General features: G+C 43.1%; 13 protein-coding genes and 1 riboswitch. Of the genes, 5 read left to right on the top strand and 8 right to left on the bottom strand.

Annotated elements, in window-relative coordinates:
- Positions 1-87 precede the first annotated feature (87 nt).
- The 3 genes from BK582_RS06690 (at position 88) to BK582_RS06700 (ending at position 4,070) form a co-directional block, all read left to right on the top strand.
- Complete coding sequence (locus tag BK582_RS06690) at positions 88-1,521, top strand: sensor histidine kinase (protein WP_078593592.1); 1,434 nt, start codon at positions 88-90, stop codon at positions 1,519-1,521.
- Positions 1,522-1,626: 105 nt separating this feature from the next.
- Entirely contained in the window at positions 1,627-2,631 is a 1,005-nt protein-coding gene (locus BK582_RS06695) for a F510_1955 family glycosylhydrolase (protein WP_078593594.1), read from the top strand.
- A 20-nt stretch (positions 2,632-2,651) separates the two neighbouring features.
- Entirely contained in the window at positions 2,652-4,070 is a 1,419-nt protein-coding gene (locus tag BK582_RS06700) for a cell wall-binding repeat-containing protein (protein ID WP_139368212.1), read from the top strand.
- An 83-nt stretch (positions 4,071-4,153) separates the two neighbouring features.
- Here the strand turns inward: BK582_RS06700 and BK582_RS06705 are convergent, their stop codons facing one another.
- Positions 4,154-4,972: a cytochrome c oxidase assembly protein gene (locus BK582_RS06705; protein WP_244895352.1), complete on the bottom strand. Its 819-nt coding sequence runs from the start codon at positions 4,970-4,972 to the stop codon at positions 4,154-4,156.
- Position 4,973: 1 nt separating this feature from the next.
- Positions 4,974-5,486 carry a DUF2243 domain-containing protein gene (locus BK582_RS06710; RefSeq protein WP_078593596.1) on the bottom strand — a complete coding sequence of 171 codons (513 nt, stop codon included), beginning with the start codon at positions 5,484-5,486 and terminating at the stop codon, positions 4,974-4,976.
- Positions 5,487-6,207: 721 nt separating this feature from the next.
- A riboswitch (TPP riboswitch) is annotated at positions 6,208-6,322 on the top strand.
- Positions 6,323-6,495: 173 nt separating this feature from the next.
- Between BK582_RS06710 and thiC the strand changes: the two genes are divergently transcribed.
- On the top strand, positions 6,496-8,277 hold the full coding sequence (thiC, locus tag BK582_RS06715) for a phosphomethylpyrimidine synthase ThiC (protein WP_078593598.1): 1,782 nt from the start codon (positions 6,496-6,498) through the stop codon (positions 8,275-8,277).
- Between the two features lie 1,050 nt (positions 8,278-9,327).
- A complete protein-coding gene (locus tag BK582_RS06720; RefSeq protein WP_078593600.1) occupies positions 9,328-9,495 on the top strand; it encodes a serine protease in 168 nt (55 codons plus the stop codon).
- 251 nt (positions 9,496-9,746) lie between these two features.
- Here the strand turns inward: BK582_RS06720 and BK582_RS06725 are convergent, their stop codons facing one another.
- The 6 genes from BK582_RS06725 to BK582_RS06750 form a co-directional block, all read right to left on the bottom strand.
- Positions 9,747-9,998, bottom strand: coding sequence for a hypothetical protein (locus tag BK582_RS06725; RefSeq protein WP_078593601.1), 252 nt, complete (start codon positions 9,996-9,998; stop codon positions 9,747-9,749).
- An 85-nt stretch (positions 9,999-10,083) separates the two neighbouring features.
- Positions 10,084-10,353, bottom strand: a complete 270-nt coding sequence (locus tag BK582_RS06730) for a CPCC family cysteine-rich protein (protein ID WP_078597842.1) — start codon at positions 10,351-10,353, stop codon at positions 10,084-10,086.
- Between the two features lie 107 nt (positions 10,354-10,460).
- Positions 10,461-11,723 (bottom strand): MFS transporter, encoded by a 1,263-nt coding sequence (locus BK582_RS06735; protein WP_078593602.1) that lies wholly within the window; start codon positions 11,721-11,723, stop codon positions 10,461-10,463.
- Positions 11,724-11,783: 60 nt separating this feature from the next.
- The gene (locus BK582_RS06740; RefSeq protein WP_078593604.1) at positions 11,784-12,386 is read right to left on the bottom strand and encodes a TetR/AcrR family transcriptional regulator; all 603 of its coding nucleotides are present in this window, start codon (positions 12,384-12,386) and stop codon (positions 11,784-11,786) included.
- Positions 12,387-12,967: 581 nt separating this feature from the next.
- Positions 12,968-13,993 (bottom strand): C40 family peptidase, encoded by a 1,026-nt coding sequence (locus BK582_RS06745; RefSeq protein WP_244895353.1) that lies wholly within the window; start codon positions 13,991-13,993, stop codon positions 12,968-12,970.
- 605 nt (positions 13,994-14,598) lie between these two features.
- A complete protein-coding gene (locus BK582_RS06750; RefSeq protein WP_338066806.1) occupies positions 14,599-15,594 on the bottom strand; it encodes a C40 family peptidase in 996 nt (331 codons plus the stop codon).
- Positions 15,595-16,436: the final 842 nt, after the last annotated feature.

The raw sequence follows: 16,436 nt of genomic DNA on the forward strand, positions 1-16,436 counted from the left end.
ATTGTATTAAGATAACAACAAATAGAATACAAACTCTAGTACGATAATAAAAAAACTGGTGAATGGTGAGAGAAAGAAGGCTTAATTATGTTCCCAAAAAAACTGGCGACAAAAATTACCGCCATGGTGGTAATGATCCTGTTAATACTCGTAGTGACTCTTATAGGCGGGGCAAACTGGATAACTAAAACGTATTATCAGGACCATGTTACAAGAGAAATTGAATCCAGAGCAGTTGCTCATGCTGAACTCCTGCAGGAAACCACCGATGAAGCGGCATTTAATTATATTGAAGAAGTGGAAGCAGGCAAGCACAGTTTTTTTATTCTGCTTGACGAAGATCTGACTGTTCAGAGAATGCCGGCAGATATTTCAGACGAGTTTTTAAATATATTCTCTCAATGGCTTAACAATAATCAGGAGACGATCGAAAATCTGGATGAGGAACCTTTTATCGACCATGTAGAAACTTATATGATTACACACATTCCTCATGTTTGGGCAATCATTCCTGTTACCGATGATACGGGCACTAATTCAAGTTACCTCTTTCTTGACCAGGATACTGGGGAACTGAATGAGGCGAGGATTCAGCTTCTTCTCCTCCTGGTTGTTATGAGTATTTTTATCATTCTTATCAGCTTTTTTCTTACCAGATATTTAACGAACCGGGTTTCAAAACCTCTTAATGATATTAGTGAAATGACAGAAAAAATCGCTGAAGGGGACCTGGATATAAAGCTGAATATCGGTGGAGAGGACGAAGTGGGGCATCTTGCAGACAGCATACAGTCGATGACAGAGCAGCTGAAAACCTACCGGGATTCACGAAGGCATTTTATCTCCCATATTTCCCATGATCTCAGAACGCCGATTACTTATATAAAAGGATATTCCGCTGTAATGAAAGAGAGCACGGAGATCAACCAGGATGAATGGAAGGAACATATAAGTGTTATTTACCACGAGGCTAACCGGATGGAGAGGCTTGTGAGCGATTTGTTTCTGCTGACAAAACTGGAAGAAGGCAAAATAAATCTACTTACAGAAGAAGTGCCTGCAGAGGAATGGCTTGAACAGATTTACCGAAGCAGGGTGCTGCTTTTTGACCAGAAGTCGATCAGGCATGAACTGAATATATCAGGCAGATGCAGAGGCAGCACCCTGAGAATAGATCCTGCAAGAATGGAGCAGGCACTCGTCAATATTTTAGAAAACTCGATCCGTTACACCCCTAAGGGAGGGAAAATCACGGTCTCCCTTACTGATGAAAAGGGCGGTTTTCTTCTCTCTGTTAAAGATTCCGGGCAAGGCATTGATGAGAAAGATATTGACCATATATGGGAGCGGTTTTATAAGGGTGATAAATCAAGGACTCAAAATGACAGCGGAACAGGTCTGGGTCTGGCGATCGTGAAGGAAATTACAGAGCTTCACGGAGGGAAAGTGTGGGTAAAAAGCAAGCCTGGTGAAGGTACTCAGTTTTTTATCTGGCTGCCGGATGAACAGGACCTTTCTTAATTCTCTGCACTTAAATGTTTTTAAATTGTTAACATTAACTTCAAACATTCTACACAATTTTTTTGCAAACTATTATAAGACCCGGCTGACAAAGGAGAGAGCAATGTGAAACGAGCAGTAACAGGGATTGGTATCTTACTAATAATAGCCGGCTGCGGAGGCGTTAATGAAGATAAGCCTTCAGAAAATAATCAGCCAGCAGAGGAAGAAGCAAGTTTGCAGGATGAAGACATAAATAATGAAGAAACTGGTGAGCAGGACGAAGAGGATGTCAGGGCAGCCGTGGAGGAAATCGAGCACATCCATGATATGGCTTTTGACAGAGAAGAAGAAGGCATCCTCTACGTTGGCACCCATCATGGACTCATGCAGGCCGACCTTACCAGCAATGATCTGGTCTGGCAGGGGACAGAGGAAGACCGCCATGACTTTATGGGTTTTCTGATCACAGCGGAAAATTTATTTATGAGCAGCGGGCACCCAGGGCACGGTTCTGACCTTCAGAATCCTCTAGGCGTAATGACAAGTGACGACCGCGGCGAAAACTGGGAAACAGGAGCACTTTACGGGGACGTGGATTTTCATCTTATGGATGCTAATGAAGGGGACTCCAGCTTTCTGTACGGTTTTGATGCTTACGGCGGCAGAATGTTTAAGTCAGAAGACGGAGGCCAGGAATGGGAGCAGGTGGAAGCTGATGGAATAAATGATCGCTTCCAGGAACTGTATTCTATCACTTCCGACCCCGAAGACCCGGAAACAGTCCTGGCAGGTATGTCAGACGGTATTTACCGTTCAGAGGATGGCGGGGAAAGCTTTACGTTATTTAACCGGCAAGTAACAATGACAAGTGTGAGCCAGGGACCGGATGGAGTGATTTATGCCCACGGTATCGGCGCGATCGAAGGGTTAATGACGAGCAGTGATATGGGTGAAACATGGGAGCCGCTTGGAGTATTGCCAGAAGGGTCAGATCCGGTCATTTCACTTGCGGTCGACCATCATAACCCGAATACTCTTGCTATTGGTACAATTGCCGACTCTCTTTACTGGTCAGAGGATCAGGGGGAAACTTGGGAGCTGCTTATCGAAGATGGAGAACCAGTTTAAATAAGTGAGGAGATTGAAAGATGAAAAAATCGAGCATTTTAACAATCCTGGCTGCATCAAGTTTATTTCTCGCAGCATGTAACAATGATGCGGACGATACAGCGACGAATGGCGGGCCGAATAATAACAATAACGAAATGAGTAATGAAGAAATGAATGATGACAATGGTGACGGACATGGAGATCATGGCGGCGATGGTGAAAACAATAATGAGAATGAGGAAAATCATCATAACGACCATGATGGTAACCATCATGAGAATAATGATGAAAACGATCACCACGGCCATGGTGGTGAAGGTGCCGGAGACAGAGAGGACATTGAAGCTGAGGCAGCTACTGGCCCAGAGTCTATAAATGAAAATGCAACTGACGGTTTAATGGTAGAAAACACGAAAAACGTTACGAGAATTGGAGAAGATGATCCAATTACTTTTTCTATTTTAGCCTCCCAGACAATCTGGCCGGCAACTCATGAAGGTAACCAGCCAGGGACTGTTATACTTGGTCCGCTGGATTCCTGGCAGCATTCTCTCGCTGCTCTGACACTTGTTCACCATCCTAATGACGGTCCGTTGCTTTATACAGAGGGCTCTATTTCAGATGAAGTGCTTCAGGAAATTGAGCGCCTGCAGCCGTTAGGAAACTCCGAAGGAATACAGGTTATGGTGATGGAAGACCTCCCTGAAGAGGAAATGGACAAGCTTTCAGGATTCGAAGTGGAAACAATTTCAGCGGATGATCCTGCGGAGTTCGCAACTAAGATTGACGAGCGTTATGCGGAGATCGTTGGCAGTCTGCCGGGAAGTGTGATAATCGGCTCAGCGGAAGAAGAAGCACAGCTAATGACAATGGTGGCAGGTGACTGGATTTCACACATGGATGAGCCTGTGCTTTATGTAAACGAGTTTAGCATTCCAGAAGCAACAGTAGATGCACTGGAAAAACGTAATGGAGAAGCCAATATTTATTTATTAGGATCTGAAGCAGAGGTTTCCGCAACTATTGAAGAAGAACTTTCGGAATATGGGACAGTAACACGTATTTCCGGAGAAACACCAGTTGAACTATCGATCGCGTTTGCTTCTTTTTACGATGAGGAAACAGGATTTGGCTGGGATATTACTGAGCCTGGCCACGGAATCACTTTTGCATCTACAGAAACTCCGGAGCTGGCACTGCCTGGAGCGCCTCTGGCCCATTTAGGAAAGCATGCTCCAATGATCTGGCTGTCGGAAGGTGAGCTAAACCAGAAGGTATATGATTATCTGGCAAAACTAAAGCCTGCATTTGAAGAAGTGCCAACGGAAGGTCCATATAACCACGGCTATGCTTTCGGAAGCACAGATTCCATCAGTTTTTCCGTCCAGGGCATTATTGATGAAAAAATGGAAATCGTCTCTATTAGCGGAGATGACCACGGCGGCCACGGGCATTAAAATTATTTATTTGAATTTCTAATAGAGAAAAGACGTACGAGGATGCATACGTCTTTTCTCTTTTTTGTCGTTAGTTGGTGAGATTATTCAGCAGGAAGTGCTGCTCCCGTATCGGGTGGCGATACGCGCCGGGGAGCCGTTGTTTTATACCAGTGATAGCAAAGGATAATGATTATAACCACATCGACCATATCGCCTCCGTAATACATGAGCATACCGCCTGTTTCAGCATCGGCCCTTGCTACGCCTTCTGGCGGATAAGCATAAATATGCTTGGACAGGATTTTATGCCCGGCAAGCGCAAGAATGAGTACCAGAGCACGATACACATAGCTGTATCGGTGTGGCGATACGTCCATATAAATAATCGAAGCAGTGAAAAGATACCCGGCTAAAAATACATGGAGATGCACCAGTACATGGAGGAGCAGGGAGTCGTGCATAGCGCTGTACAGGCCGGTAGTATATAGGACAGCCAGCCCGCCAATGTTTAATGTTCCCGCCACAATCGGATTGCTTACAAACTGAATATATCGGCCTTTTAATAAGCGTGATAATATTCTTGCATTAGTGGTGTTCAGTGTACGGAGAAGAAGTTTCACAGGCGCTGATATAACAAGAAGGAGCGGGGAAAGCATACCCAGGAGCAAGTGCCCGAACATATGGGCAGTAAAGCTGCTGTGAGCAAGCTCTGCAAGGGGACCAACTAACGCAGCGCCGGCTGTAACAACCCCCAGAATCCAGAAAATGTAGCGATACAACGGCCAATTTTTATATGTTTTGCTTGTGAAATATGCTGCAAGGGGGTAGGCGAGCATAGCAGCTATCAGTATGCTTACTATGACTATGTCATAACCAGCCCCGGTGAGTGTCTCGTGATGGTTGTGGTGATGCATTTCCATCTTAACTACCTTCCTTCATTTTCCCGGATGCTTTCCTTGTCTGTTTAAGGAGAACTAAGCCGATTATTAAAAGAACGACTGCGCTGGCATTCCAGGCGATATCGTATACGAGAATATTATCCGCGTTATAGCGAATTTGATGCACACGGAGGATTTTGTGATTAACGATTCCATCAAAAAGCTGAAAGATACCTGCTCCCAAAAACACAGCACCCGCCCATTTTTTCATCCAAAAAACATTTCTCCGCCGGAGGTCAGCAAACATAAACAGGGACCCAATGGCGGCAAACCAGGCAAAAGACATAAGCAGCCCATCGCTGAAAATCCCGACAGCCGTTGTAGATAGATCGTAAAAATGATGCCACTGCAGTAAAAAATGAAAGACTACTTCGTCCACAAAAGCCATCGTTCCTATACCAAAGAGGAGGCCGCTCCATAAGTTTCGTTTTGAATACTCGAGCTTTTTATGTAAATCATTATGTAGATTAATCTCAGCTGAGGTTGTTTCCTGCATTTAATCACCTCATTTATTTATTTTTTCATCTTTACCCGGTTATTTACTTTCTTAAAAGGTGGAGATGGGAGGTTGTTGTACATTTAGAGGGGTGGTTCGCGCAACTTGGTGGGGCGTTTGCACAACTTCGATGGTCGTTTGCACAACTTGAGGGAGTACACGCTCAAGTAGAGGTTAATCGCACAAGTTAGAAGGTGATTCGCGCAATTTCGGAGGCGGTTCGCACGGTTCGCACGGCCGTTCGCACAACTTAAAACGTTTCTAAAGAGAGAAGAGGAGTTTCCGCCTTGCTTATTCGTTGGCAGAGCTTCGAAGCATATCAGCACTATTAAGAATTGAAATTAATTAAAATAGTTTTTTACTAATTTCGATGGCATAATTCGCATTTCCTGAATAATTTCCCGGGAAAAGTGCCGGAGTTTGATGATTAACTGCAGTTGCCCTCATGCAAAAGGCAGGATTCGTTCTGCGAAGTCTTATTACCGCAGAGAAGTGTGCATATTCGAGTATAAGAGAGGGAATCGACAGCAAAGAAGAGCAAACGAGAAGAAACTTAACTTAGGCAGAGAAGAAGAGCAGACAGCACCCGCAATAAATATATTTCCCTGGTAGATGTGGAATTTCCAGCCGGTTAGAAAGAGGAATTAAAAAGTGACCGGAGGAATTTATAGAAAACACTTTACATTAACCTCCAATCCGGTATACTAATAAGCAACTGAATAGTTATAACTAGGGGTGCCCGTGAGCGCGGGCTGAGAAAGAAACGCGATGAAGTTTCTTGACTCTTTGGACCTGATCTGGATCATACCAGCGTGGGGAAGTTAAACATCGGCAGTCATTACATACGCAATTATCCGCATATAAAGCCGGGTCCATCCTTTTTTTCTGGACCCGGCTTTTCTGTATTCACACTCTATTTTTACAAGGGTATCTCTATTCCTCTGTATTCCCCGTCCCCAGTCTGCTTCCAGGTCTCGTCCCACTAACATAAAAAAAGGGAGAGATCACAATGCAAACACCACTTAACGAAAAGAACATCTCGATTATGTCCAGCTTTACAGGCAGCAAAAAAGTTTATGTCGAGGGATCCAGACCAGACCTCAAAGTTCCAATGCGGGAAATTGAACTTACGCCTACAACTGGAACCTTTGGCGAGGAGGATAATCCTCCGGTGAGAGTTTATGATACGAGCGGGCCGTACACCGACAATAATTTTACCCCGGATATTTCAAAAGGGCTTCCAGCCGTCCGGCGCAACTGGATTGAAGAGAGAGGCGATGTGGAGGAATATGAAGGGCGATCCATCAAACCGGAAGATAACGGCTATCGTGACGAAAGTGATCCCCGAACTACGGAAAAACAGTTTCCAGGGCTAACAAGAAAACCTTTCCGTGCGAAGAAGGAAAAAAATGTTACACAGCTCCATTATGCGAAAAAAGGTATTATCACGCCGGAAATGGAGTTTATCGCAATCCGTGAAAATATGTCACCGGAGTTCGTCAGAGATGAAGTTGCAAAAGGGAGGGCGATTATCCCTTCGAATATTAACCATCCGGAAACTGAACCGATGATTATCGGACGGAATTTCCATGTAAAAATAAATGCGAATATCGGTAACTCAGCGGTCACTTCCTCGATTGAAGAAGAAGTGGAAAAAATGACATGGGCCACTCGCTGGGGCGCTGATACTATAATGGACCTTTCGACCGGGAAGAACATCCATACGACAAGGGAGTGGATCATCCGCAATTCCGCTGTTCCAGTAGGTACAGTGCCGATTTATCAGGCCCTTGAGAAGGTGAACGGAATAGCTGAAGACCTGACCTGGGAGGTTTACCGTGACACCTTGATCGAGCAGGCGGAGCAGGGAGTGGATTATTTTACGATCCATGCTGGTGTACTCCTGAGATATGTGCCAATGACAGCGAAACGTCTGACAGGAATCGTGTCCCGTGGTGGATCGATTATGGCGCAGTGGTGCCTGTATCACCATAAGGAAAACTTTCTTTACACGCATTTTGAAGATATCTGTGAAATTATGAAAGCTTACGATGTGGCGTTTTCCTTAGGGGATGGGCTGCGTCCAGGCTCTATTGCAGATGCGAATGACGAAGCGCAGTTTGCGGAACTGGATACCCTTGGTGAACTGACGAAGATTGCCTGGGAGCATGATGTGCAGGTGATGGTGGAGGGACCTGGCCACGTACCGATGCACTTAATAAAGGAGAATATGGATAAACAGCTGGAGGTATGCCAGGAGGCGCCATTCTACACGCTCGGACCATTAACAACAGATATCGCTCCAGGGTATGACCATATCACATCTGCAATCGGAGCTGCGATGATCGGCTGGTATGGTACGGCGATGCTGTGTTACGTTACCCCGAAGGAGCACCTTGGCCTTCCAAACAAAGATGATGTAAGGGAAGGGGTAATTACTTATAAGATTGCGGCCCATGCTGCCGATTTGGCGAAAGGACACCCTGGCGCACAAAAACGGGATGATGCTTTGTCGAAGGCCCGCTTTGAATTCCGCTGGCGGGACCAGTTCAATCTGTCACTGGATCCGGAGCGTGCCACAGAATACCATGATCAGACCCTTCCGGCAGAGGGAGCGAAGACAGCGCACTTCTGTTCCATGTGCGGGCCAAAATTCTGCAGCATGAGAATCTCTCAGGACATCCGAAACTACTCGAAAGAAAACAAGCTGGATATAGATGAAGCCTTCGAAAAAGGGATGAAGGACAAATCAGAAGAGTTTAAAAAGTCCGGGAGTAAATTGTATTTGTAAAACTGTTCTGGCGTGATGATTAAAGGGGTAGCGGCAGTTACGGACTTGGCGCGATAACTCATTGAATCGGCGTAATAAATAGAGAGATCGGCGCGATAATGTATCAGTTTGGCGTGATAAACATACAGTTCGGCGCGATAAGTATTCAATTTGGAGTAAGTCTGCGCTAAACTCGTACTAAAAACCGAGTGAGCGGTAACGCAAGATGTTCTCGCATGCCCGCTCGAGCTGAAAAGGCGCGATAACTCATTGAATCGGCGTAATAAATAGAGAGATCGGCGCGATAGTGTATCAGTTCGGCGTGATAAACATACAGTTCGGCGCGATAAGTATTCAATTTGGCGTAAATCTGCGCTAAACTCGTACTAAAAACTGAGTGAGCGGTAACGCAAGAGGCGCTCGCATGCCCGATTGAGCTAAAAAACTGAGTGAGCGCTAACGCAAGAGGCGCTCGCATGCCCGCACGAGCAAAATAACCGAGTGAGCGGTAACGCAAGAGGCACTCGCATGCCCGCACGAGCTAAAATACTGAGTGAGCGGTAACGCAAGAAGCTCTCGCATACCCGCTCGAGCTAAAAAAACGAGTGAGCGGTAACGCAAGGGGCACTCACATGCCCGATTGAGCTAAAAAACTGAGTGAGCGGTAACGCAAGAGGCGCTCGCATGCCCGCACGAGCAAAATAACCGAGTGAGCGGTAACGCAAGACGTTCTCACATGCCCGCTCGAGCAAAAAAACTGAGTGAGCGGTAACGCAAGAAGCTCTCGCATGCCCGCTTGAGCTAAAAAACCGAGTGAGCGGTAACGTAAGAGGCTCTCACATGCCCGCTCGAGCCAAAAAACCGAGTGAGCGGTAACGCAAGACGTTCTCGCATGCCCGCTTGAGCTAAAAAACTGAGTGAGCGGTAACGCAAGACGTACTGCATGTCACTTCAGTTATAAGTGATTACAAGGAAGCTGGCGTGATAAGCACACAGTTCAACGCGATAACAATCCATAACTCTTTAATAACTCAACTTTTTACGCTAAAACTGTTCATGGGAGGTATTTTCATGAAAGGACAGCATATTGAAGCGGAAATCAGAGAGCTGGAAAACCGGCTGGATTTTTTGAAAAAACAGCTGCAGGAAACCCAGGAGCACTGTGATCATCAATTCGAAGGCAATAACATCATGGAGAAATGCTCGAAATGTAATAAAGTGAATGTGCTTTATTATTAAAAGTAGCGTCTCCTTCCCCAGGCTGAAGGGATAGTTTTATGAAAATAACAGGGTAACCTAACGCCTTAACTCGCCTGTCTAATGAAAAAAACAGTTTTAAAAGCACCTGAATTTTGATATTCTCCCCCAAAGGTAAACAGGTTTTGTTATTTCCGCTGTCTACATGACGGGGTGCTGTTCATTTTCAGGTGCTTTTCTCTATGTGTATATTTTCTGCAGAGTTCATCTGATTGCTCCACTGAAGATAGTAATTACATATGTGCAACACCAAAGATGATGGATATAAGGAGAAATCCAATAATTAGTAAGCCATACAGACTTAATAAAATAGTTTTCAGTTGACCCTTCTCACTGAACAAAGCTGTAAAAATAGTTAGTCCTGCCCCTGTCAATAGAATAATAATATCTGCTGGGCTCGATACTTTTCCTCCTACAAAAAATTGTATAACCAGAGTTGTTGAAATAAGAGTGATAATTGACACAATCCCTAAGTATTTCCTCATTTTTACTTCTCCTCTTTCTATGATAAAAACCTTTACTCAATATACTCTTTGTCAGCACAGCTCCTGGTTTTTGCACTCCGCTACTTTAAAAACTATATAGGTTTCCAATCAGGTTCTTGACATCATTTTCATCTGGTTTTCTTACAAACTCAACACATCTTTTTTCACTAGCACCAAATAACATATAGTTTTTCTGTGCTTGTCTTAAAGAAGGGGTATTCGCACCGCCGCTATAATCAGGATCATCAAATTGAATTCCATCATCTTCCCAATAGCAGATGCTGCAAATAGCATATGTTCCAGGAGGTTCTTCGTCTAAGGTTTTATAGCCGCAGCAGGGGCAAGTAAATTTCATCTGATCACTCTCTTTCACTCTACCGTTCATTAGGGGTTACTTAAATTATATATCGTCTCTCCTTAAGAGAATTTAAGTGTTCTGCTATAGTTATTGGCTGAAAATTATCAGAGAGCATGGCTTCTTTGCGGCTCTTCAAAATTCTCTGTCCGGGTTAAATTAAAGAACAGAATCATACTAACAACCCCCATGCTGCCAATTATAAAAGTTAAGATGACAGGGGGAAGCCAGCTGCTGATGATTATAAAAACTCCTGCTGTGCTTACTCCAAGGAGAACAGCCACGGCATACACCGCCATGTAAGTGCTGCGTGCATGATCAGGCACAATTTTGGACAAAAGCGTCTGGGTAACGGGGATGTGCATCATCTCGCCAATTGACACGATAAGCATAGCAATAATAAGGATGATTGGGGTAGTACTAATACTTATTACGGTGAATCCGCTGAAAAACAGAAGTAAGCCTATCATTAAACTGTACCTGTCATTCCAATTCCTGATTAAATAAGCGACGAGTATTGTGAAACTAACAACGATAATGGTATTTTCCGCTTTTAGTATACCAAGGAGGTTTACCCCATCAATATGCAATGGAAAAAAGGAGGCAAGAGGTACCGGTTCGTTTATTTCATTGGCCAGACGAACCCCAATGTAATTCGTTAACTGCTCCTCAACGGATACGATGAGAAGGCTGGCAAGGGAGAAGATGGTGAAAAACCTGTGAGTCAGTATTTTAAAATATGCCTGGAACATGCGGGTTGTACTGCGTGTATTTTGCATACTTGTTTCTATAACAGGCGTAAATGTTTCTTTTATAAAAAATAAAGTGATGATGAATACGAACAACGTTGCAGCGGCAACAGCTAAAAACAAATTAAAAAGATGACTGAAAAACATAAATGCTCCAATCATACTTCCAAAAGCAATCCCCGCATTCCGAACCCAGTAAGAGTAGGTGTAAATGGTTTTTCTTTCATCTGGCGTACTGATATCAATGATTAACGCTTGATAAACAGGGGTGCCTGCCCCTGTACTGAACTGAATGATTACAAAGCAAAGAAAGGTTAAATAAGGATATATTCCCCAAGGTGAGTTAGCCAGGGCTGCGCCCAAAAAGCCAAGAAAAACAATAAATTCAGATATGAGAATAATTTTCTTTCTGCCGCTTCTGTCAGAGACATATCCTCCTAAAACAGATCCAGTTACATTGGCGAGCATTACAACTAAAAACAACAAACCTGTGATTACAGGGCCTTTCTGTCCGGAAAAATAAATAATCAAGTACGGGAGAACAGACATTGTTGCCATGGTGGAGATAAATAACAGGATTAGCCGGATCTTAATAGTAGAATTTAAAGATTTTAATGACATTTCTTTACCTCACTTTATTTATGATTGATTAATCAATCATTTGTTAGTCAAAAGCAGAACCTATTTTTCAATAGGCCCAAAAAGATTTAACGCGGAAGGAACATATTTTTCCCATATGTCATTGTATCTGGTGTCAGTGGAGTTTAAGCGGATTCCAATAAGAAGACTAGTATACAGTGTAGCGACAGTCAGAGGATCCTGTTTAACAAGCACACCTTGCTGCTGGCCATTTTTTACAAGACTGCTTACTTTCTCTCTGAATTTATCATGGAACTCATCAAGTTCTTTGAAGATATTCGGATATCGCTGGTACTGCCCGATAACCTGAACTACAAGAGTCAAATAATGATTAAATCCTGAAAAAAGCTTTATATGTTTCTTAATCATTTCTTCGAGCTCCGCAACAGGGTTTTCTGCATTATGGTTAAAATCGAGTATATGAATGGATATTTCTTTTAATGGTTCTGTCACAGCGGTATAGAAGAGCTCTTCTTTATCCTTAAAGTAGGTAAAGACACTTCCAAAACTGATATTTGCAGCTTCCGAAACCTTTTTTATTGTCGTTCCCTCATAACCCTCTGTGGCAAAAAGGTATGTAGCTGTTTCTAGGATTTTTTCTCTTCTCCTTTTCATATTTAACAATTGCTTTTCTGATAATGGCATGTATCTCCCTCTTTTATGAATGATTAATCAATCGTTAGTGATAATTATAAAGAAACTGGTTTAAATTGTAAAGTTTATTCTGAGATTAATTTTAATGAAAAGAGGGGGGAATGAAAGTGGGTGGTCAATGAACGAAATCTGGGTTTCAATGAATGAAAACAGGGGGACAATGAACGAAATCAGATGGTTAATCGACGAAAGCTGTATTAACTTAGTGGCCAATCCACAATCATCTTGATAAAAACCAAAAATATCATATTAATTAAAATCTCACTTAATTGTATGAGCTGCTCGAAAGCTCCGCGTGCAATCCAGCAAGGAAGTTAAGTAAATCAATCATTAACAGGGGATTAGAATTATTATAAGTTGTGCGAACGCCCCCTTCAACTGTGCGAACCACTCCTCCCAATAGGCGCACAGCCCCCAAACTTATACGAATCCTCCACTTTAAAAAGTAACAAAATAAAAAACCGCCGCCTGTCATGCAGGCAGCGGTTGGGATGAGTGTAATTACTTTTTCAAGAAAATGGTTTATATAACCGGTTTACCGGGTAATCTTCCATTTATATAAGTCTATCTAATTAGCGTACGCGGCCAGCGCCAAGGTAGCGAGGAGCCCAGTAAGAGTTGCTCATGCTAGCTACAGTTACACCAGTAGAAGATCCGGAGTGGATGAACTGGTTGTTTCCAATGTAGATACCAGCATGGGAAACGCCGCTTCCGGAAGTGTTAAAGAATACTAGATCACCAGGCTGTGGGTTAGATACGCGAGTTGTCGCAGACCACATCTGGGAAGTAGTTCTTGGAACTGAGATTCCGTTTTGAGCGAAAGCGTACTGGATGAAACCACTGCAGTCAAAGCCGCGTGGAGTAGTGCCGCCCCATACATATGGAGAACCAGTTAAGCTTCTGGCTGTTGAGATAACGCTTGAAAGCTGTCCGGATGCTGAGCTTGTTGAAGCAGATGCTGTCTGAGTTGTACGAGTGCTTGTCTGAGAAGAAGAAGCACTTGAACTTGAGCTTGAGCTTGAGCTTGAAGAACCGCCTAACGCGCCGAACGTTTGTGGTCCTGCAATTCCGTCAACAGAAAGTCCGTTAGAACGCTGGAAGTCACGTACAGCCGCAACTGTAACAGAACCGTAGAATCCAGTAGAGTTAACACTTCTGCTGAAATGGCCAGACGCCTTTAATGCGTCCTGAAGCGCTCTTACATCATTTCCGCTTGAACCTTGTCTCAGCGTGCGTGAGAAGTTAGCAGATGTTGATGAAGATGAAGAGCTGCTGCTTGCAGAGCTGGAACTGGATGATGAAGATGATGAACTGGAAGATCCGCCGTTTGCTCCGAGTGCGCGGAAAGTCTGTGGTCCAACGATTCCATCAACTGTAAGTCCGTTTGCTCTCTGGAAATCACGTACAGCACTTACAGTGATTGATCCGAAAAATCCTGTGGAGTTAACACTGCTGCTGAAGTGTCCGCTGCTTTTTAAAGCGTCCTGCAATTCAGCTACGTCACTGTGGTTCATGCCCTGGCGTAAAGTCTGATCTCCTAAAGCTGCGTCTGCCAAACTTGGTGCTGCGAATAATGTCCCCGCTAAAACTAAACTCATAACCATCTTTTTCATAAGTTAAATACCTCTCCCCTGTTTGTTTATATTCTTTCTCACGGCGTACTAAAGTAATATAAAAATAGGCTTGTCTGTAATTTTAGTAGAAATTGTTTTAGTAGATTGTCAATTAATGGGCTGTTTATTTCATAAGTGTGACGGTTCTTTCTTTTTTGTAAAAGTAAGCCTGTTACATTTATTACTTTAATCCCCCTGAAAACACTTTCTTGCGATAACTATACTTTACTGCCTGTTCTCTCGCTTAACAATAGAAAGCGATAAACAGACAACAAACTCTAATGGTATTGTAAAAATTGAAACATTCCTGTAACAATTAAGGGGAATAAGACCAGTTTTTGGCGAAAAACATAGTACCAGCCCATAAAAAACTCTTTTTTCCCCCTTTAACGCAATCCAGAAACAGCAAATGCTGTCTTAATACGTGTCGATTAAACTTCGTTTTTTCACAGGGAAACGAAAAAAAGGCATTAAAAAACCGCCGCCTGACCTGCAGGCAGCGGTTGGGATAAGTTTATTCATTTTCCTGAGATAAGGTTTCAGAATTCCTCAGAGCGGGTAATCTACTATTATCTCATTCTTGCATTCAATTAGTTTACACGGCCGGCGCCAAGGTAACGAGGAGCCCAATAAGAGTTGCTCATGCTCGCGATTGTAACACCAGTAGAAGCACCAGAGTGGATGAACTGGTTGTTTCCAAGGTAGATACCTACGTGAGAAACGCCGCTTCCGGAAGTGTTGAAGAATACGAGATCTCCAGCTCGCGGGTTAGATACACGAGTAGTTGCACTCCACATTTGTGAAGATGTTCTTGGAAGTGACACGCCGTGCTGAGCGAATGAGTACTGTACGAATCCACTGCAGTCAAATGCCCGTGGAGTAGAACCGCCCCAAGTATATGGTGTTCCGATTAAGCTTCTTGCAGTAGAAAGAATGTTTGAAACTTGTCCGGAAGTTGAGCTTGATGTTGAAGACGAAGCTGTCTGAGTTGTACGAGTGCTTGTCTGAGTTGCAGACGAAGAGCTTGACCCGTTAAGAGCTCCGAATGTTTGCGGACCAGCGATTCCGTCAACTGTAAGACCGTTAGCTCTCTGGAAGTCACGAACAGCCTGAACAGTAATTGTTCCGTAGAATCCAGTGGAATTAACACTGCTTCGGAAATGTCCTGTTTGTTTTAATGCGTCTTGTAACGCAACAACGTCATTACCTCTTACACCCTGTCTCAACGTGCGTGAAAAATTGATTGAAACTGATGATGAAGAAGAGCTGCTGCTAGCTGAGCTGGAAGAAGATGAACTTGAAGAAGATCCACCGTTCACTCCAAGTGCTCTGAATGTTTGTGGTCCAACGATTCCGTCAACTGTAAGACCGTTAGCTCTTTGGAAATCACGAACTGCCTGAACAGTGATTGTTCCGAAGAATCCAGTTGAATTAACGCTGGTTCTGAAATGTCCAGTGTCTTTAAGTGCGTCCTGTAACTCTACAACGTCATTGTGGCTCATGCCCTGGCGTAAAGTCTGATCTCCTAAAGCTGCATCTGCTAATGTTGGTGCTCCAAATAACGTCCCCGCTAAAACTAAACTCATAACCATCTTTTTCATGTTAAAAATACCTCTCCCTTTTTAAGTTCTCTTTGATTTTTCTCTAAGTAGCTGAAAAAAGGTTCGTCTGTTTCTGGTTATTTTATTTTGTCGAATAATTGTAGTAGTAAGTTGATATATTGCTGAAATATTATCTGTATGTATTTGTACTGGTGTAATTATGTACTGTATTTAATCTGGAATTCTTGTAAAACCTTTAATATTTCTCTCTTTTTTATAACTCCTGATCCACTTTCCTGAGACATATATACTTTACCTTCACCTCGCTCGCTTCTCAATACCTTTCAAGGAACAGAAACGAATTTCTAATCTCTGTGTAAAATTTGAAATGTTTTTGTAACATTTTGGGACTAAAGGCTTGAATTTTGTGACGAAAAATAGCGGAAAAACAGTGAAATAATAGTAAAAACTTCCTTTGACAAAAAACGCAGAAAAATGTAGAGAATTAATGCAGTTAATTAAGAGGTGAAATTTAATTGAAGGGTTAAGGTGGTTTTTTGGTGGAAATTGAGGTTTCTATCAACGAACTGGAATTCAATCAACGAAACCGGAGATGCAATAAACGAATTGGAATTCAATCAACGAAACCGGAGGTGCAATAAACGAATTGGAATTCAATCAACGAAATCGGCTGTTCAATCGTCGAAATCGAGTGTTTAATCAACGAAACCAGCATACCAATCAACGAAATCCTCATGCCTATCCGCGAACCTCAATCCCTCATCAAAAACAATTTAACTAATTCCTCCACATAATTGAATTCAACACTCATATTTTGGGAAGGCTTTTAATTAAAACTGGCGGCAATGTGAATTTTTACGTTAACA

It is taken from the genome of Evansella clarkii (genome assembly GCF_002019695.1).
In the GTDB taxonomy this organism is placed as follows: Bacteria; Bacillota; Bacilli; order Bacillales; family Salisediminibacteriaceae; genus Evansella; species Evansella clarkii.